The 12,654-nt window shown below is 65.8% G+C and carries 12 protein-coding genes; 8 read left to right on the top strand and 4 right to left on the bottom strand.

The genetic code is table 11. The features are described 5' to 3' along the window. Positions 1-36: 36 nt before the first annotated feature. Complete coding sequence (locus AB0L58_RS22095; protein WP_364389335.1) at positions 37-309, bottom strand: GlsB/YeaQ/YmgE family stress response membrane protein; 273 nt, start codon at positions 307-309, stop codon at positions 37-39. A 223-nt stretch (positions 310-532) separates the two neighbouring features. Between AB0L58_RS22095 and AB0L58_RS22090 the strand changes: the two genes are divergently transcribed. Further along, on the top strand, positions 533-1,561 hold the full coding sequence (locus AB0L58_RS22090; RefSeq protein WP_364389334.1) for a beta-ketoacyl-ACP synthase III: 1,029 nt from the start codon (positions 533-535) through the stop codon (positions 1,559-1,561). 6 nt (positions 1,562-1,567) lie between these two features. On the opposite strand, the gene AB0L58_RS22085 is transcribed toward AB0L58_RS22090, so the two are convergent. After that, positions 1,568-2,263 carry an SIMPL domain-containing protein gene (locus AB0L58_RS22085; RefSeq protein WP_364389333.1) on the bottom strand — a complete coding sequence of 232 codons (696 nt, stop codon included), beginning with the start codon at positions 2,261-2,263 and terminating at the stop codon, positions 1,568-1,570. A 51-nt stretch (positions 2,264-2,314) separates the two neighbouring features. Continuing rightward, positions 2,315-2,770, bottom strand: coding sequence for an SRPBCC family protein (locus tag AB0L58_RS22080; protein WP_364389331.1), 456 nt, complete (start codon positions 2,768-2,770; stop codon positions 2,315-2,317). A gap of 293 nt (positions 2,771-3,063) precedes the next feature. On the opposite strand from AB0L58_RS22080, the gene AB0L58_RS22075 reads away from it, so the two are divergent. From AB0L58_RS22075 to AB0L58_RS22055, 5 genes are all read left to right on the top strand, one after another. After that, complete coding sequence (locus AB0L58_RS22075; protein WP_364389330.1) at positions 3,064-3,255, top strand: hypothetical protein; 192 nt, start codon at positions 3,064-3,066, stop codon at positions 3,253-3,255. A gap of 21 nt (positions 3,256-3,276) precedes the next feature. After that, complete coding sequence (locus AB0L58_RS22070) at positions 3,277-4,944, top strand: FAD-dependent oxidoreductase (protein ID WP_364389328.1); 1,668 nt, start codon at positions 3,277-3,279, stop codon at positions 4,942-4,944. 14 nt (positions 4,945-4,958) lie between these two features. Beyond that, positions 4,959-6,464 carry an ATP-binding protein gene (locus AB0L58_RS22065; protein WP_364389327.1) on the top strand — a complete coding sequence of 502 codons (1,506 nt, stop codon included), beginning with the start codon at positions 4,959-4,961 and terminating at the stop codon, positions 6,462-6,464. Beyond that, positions 6,461-6,814: a UBP-type zinc finger domain-containing protein gene (locus AB0L58_RS22060; protein ID WP_364389326.1), complete on the top strand. Its 354-nt coding sequence runs from the start codon at positions 6,461-6,463 to the stop codon at positions 6,812-6,814. The genes AB0L58_RS22065 and AB0L58_RS22060 overlap by 4 nt, the downstream gene beginning before the upstream one ends. Before the next feature lie 430 nt (positions 6,815-7,244). Beyond that, positions 7,245-7,691, top strand: a complete 447-nt coding sequence (locus AB0L58_RS22055; protein ID WP_364389325.1) for a hypothetical protein — start codon at positions 7,245-7,247, stop codon at positions 7,689-7,691. 99 nt (positions 7,692-7,790) lie between these two features. Here AB0L58_RS22055 and AB0L58_RS22050 read toward each other — a convergent pair whose 3' ends face one another. After that, on the bottom strand, positions 7,791-8,408 hold the full coding sequence (locus AB0L58_RS22050) for a hypothetical protein (protein ID WP_364389324.1): 618 nt from the start codon (positions 8,406-8,408) through the stop codon (positions 7,791-7,793). A 553-nt stretch (positions 8,409-8,961) separates the two neighbouring features. On the opposite strand from AB0L58_RS22050, the gene AB0L58_RS22045 reads away from it, so the two are divergent. Both AB0L58_RS22045 and AB0L58_RS22040 read left to right on the top strand, forming a co-directional pair. Further along, positions 8,962-11,220: an AAA family ATPase gene (locus AB0L58_RS22045; RefSeq protein ID WP_364389323.1), complete on the top strand. Its 2,259-nt coding sequence runs from the start codon at positions 8,962-8,964 to the stop codon at positions 11,218-11,220. Between the two features lie 119 nt (positions 11,221-11,339). Further along, entirely contained in the window at positions 11,340-12,647 is a 1,308-nt protein-coding gene (locus AB0L58_RS22040) for a hypothetical protein (RefSeq protein WP_364389322.1), read from the top strand. The last annotated feature ends 7 nt before the right edge of the window (positions 12,648-12,654 follow it).

The following is a 12,654-nucleotide window of genomic DNA, read 5'->3' as shown; positions in this document are numbered from 1 at the left end:
CCTGTATACGCGAACGCCGCAAATCGAACACCGCGCTCAGTGCACGGCTCTACGGCCGGTGAACAGCTTCACCAGGAACAACAGGATCACCGCGCCACCGAGGCAGGTGAAGAAGCTGAACCACAGTCCGCCGCCCTCGACGTCGACACCTAGCAACTTGAGTAGGAATCCGCCTAGTAGCCCCCCGACCACGCCGACCACAATGTTGAGGAGGATGCCCTGTTGCGCATCCGTCTTCATGATCTTGCTGGCGATCCAACCAGCAAGACCGCCGATGATGATCCACCCGATAATCCCGAGTCCGAGCATGGTGTCCTCGAATCAATAGTTGGGGCAGCGCCGCACCACAGGGCGTGCTTCGAGGGTATACCCGCCAAATGTGAGAATACGCACTCCCAACACGCGCAACACGGGCTAATATGAGGGGGCCTCATGTCTACGTGTGACGTAGGCGGCTGGCCGATGAGGGACTCAGTTCGATGCTTCGGGGTACACCCCGGCGGCGCCGCCGCAGGTACATAGGAGACGCATAATGGCTGCTCGAATCGCCCAGACAACAGGGGCTGAGCACACGGCGATCCTCGGGCTCGGCGTTTACCGCCCCGCTCGAATCGTCACCAACGACGAGGTGGCCGGACCCATCGACTCGAGTGACGAGTGGATCCGCACCCGTTCCGGGATCAAAACGCGGCGTTTCGCCTCGAAGGAAGAGACGATTCACAGCATGAGCGTCGCGGCCTCCCGCGGCGCGCTCGAATCCGCGGGCGTAGAGGCCGACCAGGTCGACTGCGTCATCGTCGCCACCTCCACCCACCTCTTGCTGACCCCGGCGGCCGCGCCGCAGATCGCGACCGAGCTGGGCATGAACGGCACCGCGGCATTCGATATCTCGGCCGGCTGCGCGGGCTTCTGTCATGCGCTCGCGCTGGCATCGGATCTGGTGCGCGCCGGAACCGCCGGACATGTGCTGGTGATCGGTGTGGAGAAATTGACCAACACCATCAATCCCAAGGACCGCGCGACCGCCTTCCTGTTCGCCGACGGCGCGGGCGCCGTGGTGGTCGGACCGTCCGAGGAGCAGCGCATCGGACCGACGGTGTGGGGTTCGGACGGCACCCAGCACCACGCGATCCGGCAGGACAAGGACTGGATCGAATTCTTCGAGGAGATCGAGGAGAAGGGCCTGGACGCGGTGCGGCCCTACCTGGCCATGGAGGGTACGGCGGTATTCCGCTGGGCCGCACATTCATTGGAGAAGGTGTGCCGCGACGCCATCGATCGCGCCGGCCTATCCACCGATGACCTGGACGCGATGATCCCGCACCAGGCCAACGGTCGGATCATCGAGATCATGGCCAGGGTGCTGAAGCTGCCCGAGCACTGCGCGCTGGCCAACGATATCGAGGAGACCGGAAATACCTCGGCCGCCTCGATTCCGCTGGCGATGGAGGCGCTGCTGCGCAAGGGCGAGTCGAAGCCGGGCGATACCGCGCTGCTGATCGCCTTCGGTGCCGGTCTTTCCTACGCCGCGCAGGTCGTGACACTGCCCAACTGGCAGTAACTCGACTCAGCCGAGACCCCAGGTGACCTTCACCGTGAAGGTCACCGTCTGGGTGCCCGGTTCCAGCTGAAACGAATCAGCCGCACCGACTTTCGAGGTGCTGTTGTCCTCGCGGCTGCTGGCCTCGTTGATGGTGATGACATCGGTCAACTTCAACCCGGCCAGCACCGCGTACTGGTCTGCCCGCGATTTGGCATCGGCGAAGGCGCGCGAGCGGGCATCGGCGAGCAGCTTCGAATTGTCCTCGATCGCAAAGGAAACCCCGCGCATCCGGGTGTCGTTGCCACCTGCCTTGGTGCCCGCGTCCAGGATCGCCGAGCCCTTGGACAGATCGCGGATGACGATGTGCACCGAGTTGGTGGCCTGGTAGCCGGAGATGACGTGTCCGTCCGGACGGTACTGCGGCTGAATGGCAACATCCTTGGTCTGCACATCCTCGCGGGCCAGTCCGGCGGCGACCATGGCATCGGTCATCGCCTTGGACTTCTCGTTGGCACCGGCGATGGCCGCGGATACGTTGTCGGCGTTCACCTCGACGCCGAGATCGGCGTTCAGGGTGTCCGGCGCACCGCGCACCTGACCGGTGCCGACCACCGTGACTTCGCGCGCGGGCGCCGAATCGGATTTACCGCATCCGGTGAGCGACAGGGCCGAACCGAGAACGGCGACAGTGACTACCGAATAACGTGCAATGGGTCGCATAGACGCAACCTACGCATCCAGCGCGCCCGTTCGCGCGAAAACATCCGAAGGCTAGGCCGCTGTCTCGACCGCAGACTTGATCTTGTCCAGGGTTTCCCGCATCCCGCGCTCGAGCAGCTCCTCGAACGGCGCCTCACCGCCGAGCGCGGCATCGATGGCCTTGCGGGAGAACCAGCTGGTGCCGTTGGGCACATCGCGGCGTTCGACCAGCCGGGTGCCGGTGGCGGTCGGCTCCAGCGTGAAGCTCCAGATGCTGCGGTTCTCGTTGATCCGAAATGCGAAGGCTTGGTTGGGCTCATAGCGCACGATGCGCGCGGTGGTGGGCCAGTACTTCTTGCCGTCGGTATTGAGGTTGATCGTCCAGGTGCCCGCCTTCGGTGCGCCCAGCGCGAGCATCCGTACGCACTGCGGGCTGAACTCCGGCATCCGCTTGAGATCGGCAACGACGGCCCAGACCTGTTCCGGCGGTGCCGCGATCTCGATCGTGGCTTCGATATTTTTCGGCAACGCTGCCTCCGAAAGAAAAAAAGGGGCGATTGGCAACAGCCTAAAGCGTGTCTCGGACCCATGGGGTCGGTGCGCATCCTCCTGCTCGGACGTCCTCGACCCACACCGGTGGTGTGTGCGCGACAACAACGACTACCGAGAAGCAAGCCCCTGGTCGGCCGCTGTTGGAAGACAAATGGGTCACTTTTTCGCGATTTGTTTACCCGGCCTTGTAATGGCGCGCGCACAATGGCGGATAGACGAAGCATCAGACACTGCCACAAGCTTTTCCATCAAGCGTGAGGTGATCGGCCGTGAAACTGCGCTCGCTCTTACATCGTCGGCACGCGGATCGGGTTCCGCTGCTTCCCGCTATCGAACCCCAGATCCCCGCTACCCGAGACACCTCCGCCCCGCGCACCGCCCACCCGATAGTCACCGAAGAACAACTCGAACGCCTGCTCACCCCCACCGAACTCGACTTGGTGCGCGAACATCGCGTTTGACGAGCGGACCATACTCGATATGTGACTGCACCCGCTGCTCCGAAACCGGCCATCCTCAGCGTCGACGACGATCCGGGGGTTTCCCGCGCGGTCGTACGCGACCTGCGCCGCCGTTATGGCGCCGATTACCGGATTCTGCGCGCGGAGTCGGGCCCGGACGCGCTCGACGCACTGCGTGAGATGAAATTGCGTGGTCAACCGGTCGCGGTACTGATCGCCGATTATCGGATGCCGGGCATGGATGGCATCGAATTCCTCGAGCAGGCCATGGACCTGCACCCGTTCGCGCGTCGCGTGCTGCTGACCGCCTACGCCGATACCAGCGCCGCGATCGATGCGATCAACGTCGTCGACCTGGACCACTATCTGCTCAAACCGTGGGATCCGCCGGAGGAGAAGCTGTATCCGGTCCTGGACGGACTGCTCGAGGCCTGGCGCAGCAACGACCACAAACCGGTCACCGAGACCAAGGTGGTCGGTAACCGCTGGTCGCCGCGGTCGTCGGAGGTGCGCGAATTCCTGGCCCGCAATCAGCTGCCCTACCGCTGGTATCTGGCCGAGGAACCGGAAGGCGCCCGGCTGCTGGAGGCGGCGGGTGCCGATCCCGATATCTGTCCGGTGGTGATCACCCCGGGCGGTCAGGCATTGGTGCAGCCGAGCGACGGCGAGCTCGCCGAAAGTGTTGGGCTGAATACCAATCCGACCGGCGACTTCTACGATCTGATCGTGGTCGGCGGCGGACCCGCCGGACTCGGCGCGGCGGTGTACGGCGCCTCCGAGGGGCTGCGCACCGTGCTCGTCGAGCGCACCGCGACCGGCGGCCAAGCCGGGCAGAGTTCGCGCATCGAGAACTATCTGGGCTTCCCAGACGGGCTGTCCGGCGCGCAGCTGGCCGACCGAGCGCGGCGGCAGGCCGCGAAGTTCGGCGCCGAGGTGATCACCACGCGCGAGGTGGTCGGACTCGAGGTGAACGGGTCCGCGCGGACCGTGCGGTTCGCCGACGGCGGACGGCTCTGCGCGCACACGGTGATCATCGCGACAGGCGTGGACTACCGGCGCCATCCCGCCCCCGGCGTGGACGATTTCACCGGGCGCGGGGTCTATTACGGCTCGGCCATGACCGAGGCTTCCGAATGTGCCGACCACGATGTCTACATTGTCGGCGGGGCGAATTCGGCGGGGCAGGCGGCGGTATTCCTGTCCCGCAACGCACGCACGGTGCATCTGGTGGTCCGTGCGGATTCGCTGGAGAAGTCCATGTCGCACTATCTGATCCAGCAGATCGCGCAGATACCGAATATCCGCGTCGATACCTGTACCGAAGTGATCGCCGCCGACGGCGAAGATCACCTGCAGCAGATCGTGCTGCGCAACAATCGGACCGGCGCGGAAGAAAAAGCCGAGGCCGAACGGTTGTTCCTGTTCATCGGTGCCGCACCGCAGACCGACTGGCTCGATGGCGTGGTCAAGCGGGACCAGACGGGCTATGTGCTCGCCGGTCCCGATCTGCTCGTCGACGGATCCAGACCCGCGGGCTGGGAGCTACCCAGACCGCCGCATCACCTGGAGACCAGCGTCCCCGGCGTATTCGTCGCTGGTGACGTGCACGCCGACTCGGCGAAGCGGGTGGCCTCGGCGGTCGGCGAGGGTGCGATGGCCGTCATGCTCGTGCATCGGTATCTGGCGTGATAGGAGGCTGGACCATGAATTCGACGGAGACAGCGGAGCGCAGCAGTCATCTGGTCTGCGATCCGGAGGAGCTGCGCAGTCTGTTCCTCTTCGAAAAGCTCACCGACGAACAGTTGGCGCTGCTGTGCGCCGATGGCCGCATCGAGATCGTCGAACCGGGACTGGTCTTCCGCGAGGGCGATCCGGCCACCTGCTTCTACGTGATGATCGAGGGCGAGGTACAGCTCACCAAGCTCTCCGGCGGTGCCGAGATCGAGACGACGCGCACCGACTACCGCGGCGCGTATGCGGGCGCGTGGACGGCCTATCTCGGTGACAAGGTCGACCAGAACTACACCGGTTCGATGTACGTGACCCGTCGGTCGCGGTTCTTCGTACTGGATGCGGGCGCCTTCGCGCAGCTGATGCACGACTGGTTCCCGATGGCCGTGCACCTGCTCGAGGGCGCGTTCTTCGGCGCCCGCAAGAGCAGCGAGCGCATCGCCGAGCGCGAACGCCTGCTGGCGCTCGGTTCGCTGTCGGCCGGTCTGACCCATGAGCTGAACAATCCGGCTGCCGCCGCGGTGCGCGCGACCTCCGGGCTGCGTGACCGGATCGCGGGCATGCGGCACAAGCTGGCGATGATGGCGCAGGGCAAGTTCGATACCGCGTCGCTGCAGGTGCTGGTGCGGCTGCAAGAGGAAGCGGCGGCCCAGGTCGCCAAGGCCCCGGAGCTGACCACCCTGGAGGCCTCCGAGCGCGAGGACATCCTCAGCGAATGGCTGGAGGACCACGGCATCGATGACGGCTGGAATCTGGCTCCGAATTTCGTGCAGGCCGGTTTCGATGTGGACTGGCTGGAACGGGTTTCGGCCACCCTGGAGGACTGTCCGGAGCAGGTGTTCCAGGGTGCGATCCGATGGCTGAACTACACCATCGAGACCGAGCTGCTGATGAACGAGATCGCCGATTCGACCACGCGCATCTCCACCCTGATCGGCGCCGCCAAACAGTATTCGCAGATGGACCGGGCGCCGTTCCAAGTAGTCGACATCCACGAACTGCTCGACAGCACGCTGGTGATGCTGAGCCGCAAGATCGGTGACGGCGTCAAGGTGGTCAAGGAGTACGACCGGACACTGCCCGAAGTGCCCTGCTATGCGGCGGAATTGAACCAGGTGTGGACCAACCTGATCGATAACGCGGTGTACGCGATGAACGGCCAGGGCACGCTCACCATCCGCACCAGGCACGAAAACGATTGCGCCGTCGTCGAAATCGACGATACCGGCCCCGGCGTGCCCGCCGACGTGCGCAGCCGTATCTTCGAACCGTTCTTCACCACCAAGCCGGTGGGCGAGGGAACCGGTCTCGGCCTGGATATCTCGTTCCGGATCGTGGTGAACAAGCACCACGGCGATATCCGGCTCGATTCCGAGCCGGGCAATACCCGATTCACGGTCTGGCTCCCGCTGCACCGTCCCGAAGACATGGCGGAGTCCGGCGACCGATCCGAAGCCGATGCAGGAGATCAGCAATGACGCAGGAGTTGGAGGGTATCGATCCCACGGTCGCGCCCAGCGGTCCGGGTTGTATGGAATGTGAAGCCGCCCAGGGCTGGTGGGTGCATTTGCGGCGCTGTGCGCAGTGTGGCCATATCGGCTGCTGTGACACCTCGCCGCAGCAGCACGCCTCCAAACACGCCAAGGACACCGGACATCCGTTCATCCAGAGCTATGAGCCGGGCGAGGATTGGTTCTTCGACTTCCGCTCCGACGAGATGTACAGCGGCGGACCGGAACTCACACCGCCGACCCATCATCCGGTGGACCAGCCGGTTCCCGGACCGCACGGCCGGGTGCCCGCCGATTGGCAGAGCCACATCCACTGACCTCGACTTCCTCCCCACAGCTGAAGCCGAGGGATTCCAACTGGCGCTAGAACCAGTTGGTACGGTATTTCCTCGCGGGTACCCGCTGGTTCCTGCTTCGCAGACCGCCCAACGGCGAGGTCTCCACAGGCTGTCACCGCCTGCCCGGCGGCGAGAACACCGACCTCGACTTGGCTATCGCCGAACACCGGTGAGTGAGTCGGTGGCTAACAGAGAAACTCATTGCGGCGCAAGAACATGCGGGATCGATGTGCTTACCCCACGGATGAATCCGGGGCTCTGCGCGCTACGTTTCTCCGATCAGGGATCGTTTGGGAAAACATAAGGGCCGCATCGCACGGTGGGCTCTATGACAGCCGAACGATCTCACCCGGTACCCTGCTCCGGACGCGCCGGAGACTCCGGCGCCGCGAGTTACCGGGGAACGCACGTGATCAAGCGAGTTACCGCCATCGCCCTGGCCACCGGGGCGGTGGCAATCGCACTGGCCGGATGTGGCAGTTCGGATGATTCCAACACCGATGCCAACGGTCTGCGCAAGGGCACCTCGGGCACCAGTACGCCCGCGAGCACCACATCCGCGCGCCCGAGCGGCGCCGCGCCGACCTCGGCCGCGGACGCACCGACCAGCACGAAAACCACGGCGAGCAACTCCTCGCTCGGCCCGGCGTCGAGCACCACCTGCGGTGAGTTCAAAAAGTTGGACAGCACCGAGGAGAAGGAGCTGATCGAGAAGGTGCTTGCGGAGAATCCGGGCAGTGCGTTCGAGGGCAGCCCGAATGTCGCACTCGGCACCGCCAAACTCGTCTGCCTGGCTCCCACCTACGCCGATACGCCGGTCGCGGTGGCGGCCGGGATCGTCGAAAAGAACCAGTAGGGCCGCGCTGCTCGGTCGCAGCACCGACGGCACAGACACAGAACGCGCGTACACAGCGGGCAGGCGCTGTATACGCGCGTTCTACTTATTGCGCGACGATCAGGGCTGACCGGTGGCGAACGCGATCACGGCGTCGAGGAACTCCTGGCCGCCCATGACGTATCCGCCGATCAGCGCACCGGCCGGGATGCTGATGATCCACAGGAAGGGGATGAAAGCCCCGATGACGGCACCGATGACGATGCCCGGCAGGTTCTTGTTGACCTGCTCCATGAGCCGGTCGTAGGAGCTGATGTCCTTCAGCCCCGCAATGTCCTTCAACTTCGCGGTGTCCGCCGGGGTCATCGTCGAAACCAGCGCGACGGTGCGGCCGTCCGCGCTGATCTGCTGGCTCACCGCGATCGGGAATCCCGCCACCTCGGAGCGCAGCGGCACCTGGTCCACCGTCGCGCCGTCGTCGGACTTCAGCAGCACTGCGGCGCCGTCCGAGGCGAGCTCGAACCGGCCGCTGTCAACCGCCCAGGTGATGGTCTTATCAGTTGGGGAAACCGTTGTGTGGTAGTTGATTCCGTGTTCAACACCAGAAGTCACGCCCCCCTGGGTCACTGCCGCCGGCTGGTCGGTCGCCACGGCGGGCTGCCCATTGGCGGTAGCCGCGGTAATCCCCACCGCGGTGACGGCCATGAAGACAGCAGTAGTGATCTTTCCGAACTTCATTTCTTGAATTCCCTCCACTTTGTTGTCCCGCCCCGACAAGGGGCGGGACCAGAACGTTAGCGTGCGGAATTCGTTGTCGCACATCGGGGTTCGTAAGTCGTGAAATCTTTGGCAATTGCCGAGGTTTAACTGTCCACAGTTCCACGGATCGATCTGTAATGCAGTCGGGCGACATGAGCGATGCCCCACATTTGCTCGAGCCGAGCTGCTAATTCCGAAACAGTCGCGCCTCATATCGCGAGTGGGCCGTGGCTCCCGCTCGATCCGTGGTGAGGCGGCATGATTCGCCGAGGCTAATGCGATCAACTCGGACAGACGTACCAGTCTTCGGGGCGAAATTACTGGTCAGAGCGCACTGCCACGACTGCACGTCCGATCGGCGATATCGAAGACGATCCGCAGCCGTTTTCGGTTCCGTGAGTACATTCACAATTTCGGATTGCGGCGCGCATTAGCGGATCGGGACACTCACCATCGACGATTTTCCGCATAATCTCGGATCTATCCGACGGTCCGCCGACCAACGGGGGCCGGACGCGGGCAGAATGGCACAGTGGCAGAACTGGCACTCACCGCTCGACTGAATCCCTCCGCCGCGGATGCCAGGCGCGGGGTGGTCCGTTTGCATCCGGAGGCGCTGACCGCGCTCGGCCTGCGGGAATGGGACGGTATCGCGCTGATCGGAGCGCGGCGCACCGCCGCGGTGGTCGGGGTGGCCCCGGCGGGCACACCGGCGGGGGTGGCGCTGCTCGATGACGTCACATTGTCCAACGCGGGACTGCGCGAGAACGCGAACGTGGTGGTTTCCCCCGCGACGGTCTATGGCGCGAAGCAGATTTCGGTGAGCGGTTCGGTACATGCCACCAGAACCATTCCGGCGGCGACGCTGCGGCAGGCGCTGCTCGGCAAGGTGGTCACGGTCGGTGACGCGGTATCGCTGCTGCCCCGCGACCTCGGCCCGGATATCAGTTCGTCGGCTGCCACCCAAGCACTTTCGCGCACCTTCGGCATCGCGTGGACCACCGAACTGCTGACCGTCACCGCGACCGATCCCGGCCGCGCTCCGGTGAGTGTGCAGCCGAATACCGCGGTGGTATGGGGGGCGAGCGCGGTGGCGGCCCGGGATTCCGCCGATCGGGCGGCGGCCGGACTGCCGGGACCGCAGGGGGAGGCCGCGCGTGGGGCCACCGAGGCCGCGGCGCTGGCCGCGACCAACGGGGCAGGCGCGGGTTGGACCGCGAACATCGGCGAGTCGGCCGTTCCGGTCGAGGATCTGGCGGGTGCCCACGGGCAGGCGGCGAAACTCCAAGAGTGGCTCAGCCTCGCGCTCGACGAACCGGAACTGCTGAAGGCCCTCGGCGCCACGCCGCATCTCGGGGTCTTGATCACCGGCCCGGCCGGGGTCGGCAAGGCCACACTGGCCCGTGCGGTCGCCGCGCCGCGGCGCATTGTCGAATTGGATGGTCCGACGGTCGGTGCGGCCGAAAGCGGTGCGCGGCTGCGCGAGGTCGCGGCCGCGGTGGCCGAAATCGGCTCCGGACGGGGCGGCATCCTGCTCGTCACCGATATCGACGCACTGCTGCCCGCACCGGCCGAACCGGTCGCCACGCTCATCCTGGACCAGTTGCGCGCGGCGCTCGCCGAGCCCTGCGTGTCCTTCCTGGCGACCACGGCGCATCCGGCCGGTATCGATCCGCGGCTGCGGGCACCGGATCTCTGCGATCGCGAACTCGCACTCGCGCTGCCGACCGCCGCCGTCCGCAAGGCGCTGCTGGAGCAGCTGTTGCGCAAGGTGCCGACCAAGGATCTGAAACTGGAGGAAATCGCCTCGCGTACACCCGGTTTCGTGGTTTCCGATCTGGCCGCGCTGTGCCGGGAGGCGGCGCTGCGCGCGGCTTCACGGGCCAGTAAACAACATTCGGAACCGGAGCTGACCCAATCGGACCTGCTCGGCGCCACCGAGGTGATCCGGCCGCTATCGCGCTCCGGGACCGAGGAACTCGCGATCGGCAGCCTCAGCCTGGATGACGTCGGGGACATGATCGAGACCAAGGAGGCGCTCACCGAAACTGTGCTCTGGCCGCTACGGCACCCGGATTCTTTCGCCCGTCTCGGTATCCGTCCGCCGCGCGGCGTACTGCTCTACGGTCCGCCGGGTTGCGGTAAGACCTTCCTGGTGCGCGCACTGGCCGGGACCGGTCAGCTCAGCGTGCATGCGGTCAAGGGCGCCGAATTGATGGACAAATGGGTCGGCGCCTCTGAGCGAGCGGTACGCGAATTATTCCAGCGCGCACGCGATTCCGCGCCGTCGCTGATCTTTCTGGACGAGGTGGACGCGCTCGCGCCGCGCCGCGGACAGAACAGTGACTCCGGTGTCGGTGACCGCGTGGTCGCGGCGCTGCTGACCGAACTCGACGGCGTGGAACCGCTCCGCGATGTGGTGGTGCTCGGCGCGACGAACCGTCCGGAATTGATCGATCCGGCACTGCTGCGGCCCGGTCGATTGGAACGGCTGATCTTCGTACCACCGCCGGATGGCGACGCCCGACTGGAAATCCTGCGGGCCGCCGGGAAATCGGTGCCGCTCGCCGCCGATGTCGACCTGGCCGCACTCGCCGCCGACCTGGACGGCTATTCCGCGGCCGATTGCAGTGCCCTGCTACGCGAAGCGGCACTGGCCGCGATGCGCCGCGACGTCGACGCCGCCGACGTCAACGCGGGGGATGTCGCGGCCGCCAGGGCGGTGGTGCGTCCTTCGCTCGAGGCCGAGCAGGTCGAGTCGCTGCGCCGGTACGCGGACAGCCGCCGATAGCCGTTCAGCGCAATCCACTGGCAATTGTCGCCTTCCTGCTGTTTCCGCAGTTCCGACATGTTCGGGCGATATGGGCGCAATCACCCGTTCCCACATCGAGCGCGGGTAAGTTCGACGGGGTGCGCAAGATCGGCGATGCGATCGACACGATCACGGCCTTCTTCGGGGCCGCGGTCGCGGGCGTCGCACTATTCCTGCCGATCACCTTCAGTTGGTCCGCCGACAGCTCGCCGTATCGGTTGGCCAGCCTGAACAACAGCGTCCCGCGCAGCGCGGCGATCGGGGTGATCGTCGCGGTGGCCGTCGCCGTGCTGGTGATCACCTTCCGCAAGCCGCTGCTGGCCTGGGCGTCGGCACTGTTCGGCGCGGTCGCCATGGACGTCAATCACTTTGCCGGACGCCATGTTTCCTCAGCCGACCTGCTGACCACCCAGAACTATCTGGATTCGATTCTGGCCGGTGTACTGCTCGGCGCGCTGGGCGCGGCGGTGCTGCGCCGACCAGGTCCGGCGGCCGGCTACGCGATCGGCGCCGCGGGCTTCTTCGTTTTCGGTGATCTCGCGCAGGCGCTGGAGATCGCCGATGACAATCCGTACTCGGTGCTCGAGACACCGCCGCGCTGGCTTGTCAGCGTCGCGGTGGCCCTACTGGTCATCAGTACGCTGCGCAATCGGTCCCGACCGAAGGAATCGAAGCCGCCGCGGATCGCCGTCGAACTGCCGGTCACGCCGATCCTGGCCGCGATGGTGCTGGCACTGGTGATCCTGGCCATTACCGAATGGCTGGCGCGGCAGTATCAGCATGCGCCGGGGGTCAGCCATGCGGTCGAAATCGGGATGGCGGTCGCCGCGACGGTCATCGCCGCCACCGCCGCCGCCATGCTGCTACCAGGGCGCGACGGGACCGGGGTGTATCTGGCGGTGAGTCTGGTCGCCACCGCGGACGCGATGGGCGGCGATCCGCGGCCAGGGTGGAGCGTCGCCGCGCTGATCGCGGCAACCGCGGTCGGGCTGCTGATCGGGATGCGCCTGCCCTCGACCTTCATCGCCATCGTGCTGATCGTGGGGCTCGCGGTATTCGCCCTGGTGAAATCCCCCCACGACCATCGCTTTGTGGCCGCGGTGGGCAGCACGGCCCTGGCATTGACGGCCGGTTACTGCTGTGGCACCGCGTGGCCGCGCTACGCACCGAGCGGGGTGCTCGCCATTTCGGCGCTGTACCTGCCGTCGATCATCACCGCATTGCCGCACGACAGCGCCGAATGGCCGCTGAACGGGGGCGCCGACCATCAAGAGCTGGCAGGCCGGACCGCGCTCGCCATCGCCTGCGGTTCGGCCCTCGGGTTGGCGGTGCTGCGCCGATTCCGGCCGCGCAGCCGGCGCAAGCCGGGGCGGTCCGTCGACGACGAGACGTTAGCGGACATATAGCCCACCC

The sequence above is a fragment of the Nocardia sp. NPDC052112 genome (assembly GCF_040680135.1).
Taxonomy (GTDB): domain Bacteria; phylum Actinomycetota; class Actinomycetes; order Mycobacteriales; family Mycobacteriaceae; genus Nocardia.
Note: the sequence above shows the minus strand (reverse complement) of the source record. Positions and strands in the feature narration are given on the sequence as shown.

What these genes read in the sequence shown, in the direction of transcription:
- AB0L58_RS22050 (WP_364389324.1), bottom strand. Translation starts at nt 8,408, where the DNA reads ATGAAGTTCGGAAAGATCACTACTGCTGTCTTCATGGCCGTCACCGCG.
- AB0L58_RS22095 (WP_364389335.1), bottom strand. Translation starts at nt 309, where the DNA reads ATGCTCGGACTCGGGATTATCGGGTGGATCATCATCGGCGGTCTTGCT.
- AB0L58_RS22090 (WP_364389334.1), top strand. Translation starts at nt 533, where the DNA reads ATGGCTGCTCGAATCGCCCAGACAACAGGGGCTGAGCACACGGCGATC.
- AB0L58_RS22065 (WP_364389327.1), top strand. Translation starts at nt 4,959, where the DNA reads ATGAATTCGACGGAGACAGCGGAGCGCAGCAGTCATCTGGTCTGCGAT.
- AB0L58_RS22085 (WP_364389333.1), bottom strand. Translation starts at nt 2,263, where the DNA reads ATGCGACCCATTGCACGTTATTCGGTAGTCACTGTCGCCGTTCTCGGT.
- AB0L58_RS22060 (WP_364389326.1), top strand. Translation starts at nt 6,461, where the DNA reads ATGACGCAGGAGTTGGAGGGTATCGATCCCACGGTCGCGCCCAGCGGT.